This is a genomic window from Oleiphilus sp. HI0043 (assembly GCF_001634935.1).
On record NZ_LWEY01000566.1, the window covers coordinates 1 to 713 of the forward strand.

At 46.7% G+C, this 713-nt stretch carries 1 protein-coding gene and 1 pseudogene; both read left to right on the forward strand.

The window, feature by feature from the left end; genetic code table 11:
• Positions 1-302: HD-GYP domain-containing protein (locus A3729_RS07095; RefSeq protein WP_082882036.1), on the forward strand; the 302-nt coding region annotated here is incomplete at its 5' end.
• 112 nt (positions 303-414) lie between these two features.
• Positions 415-713 (forward strand): annotated as a pseudogene (locus A3729_RS07100) (hypothetical protein); the annotation flags it as partial.

Here is a 713-nt window from a genome sequence, read left to right on the forward strand (position 1 = left end):
GTATGGAAGGTTGGACAGAAGCCGCCACGATGGTTGCTCAACACCATGAGCGATATGATGGTAAAGGCTACCCAAAGAATTTGGCAAACGAACAAATACACCGTGGTGCTATGTTAATCGCTTTGGCGGACACCTTCTATGCAGTAACCAACGAACGTGCAGATAGAAGCTACAAGAAGTCTCTGTTCAGTGCTGTCACACTCATTAATGGCGAAAGTGGCACGCAATTTCACCCTACCTATGTCGAAGCTTTTAACGAAACAGTTAGGCATCATTACGTCACTCGCAAAAATATGACATAAAATAGTACCCTAAACAGTAGCGCTGGTTACCAAGCGTTACTGTTTAATAAATGACCTGCTCGACTTCCCGCGCTATCATTAAAAAATAGCTATCTCGGCGGGAGCAATCATCATGACTATTTCACTCAACGGCGGCATTGGCAGCCCTCAAAGCCTTTCCAGTGCGTCCCAAACTGATAGACAACTGCAGCAGCTCAGTTCAGGAAGCCGGATTAATAGCGCAGCTGATGATGCAGCAGGCGCAGCAATATCTGAACGCTTGAATAGCCAACTAGGTGCTTTTGATGCAGGCATCCGTAACGCCAATGACTCCATTTCCGCAATTCAGGTTGCCGACGGAGCACTGAAAAGCCTTAACGATAACATTGGTCGTATACAAGAGTTGACGATTCAAGCTGGTAACGGTGCGCT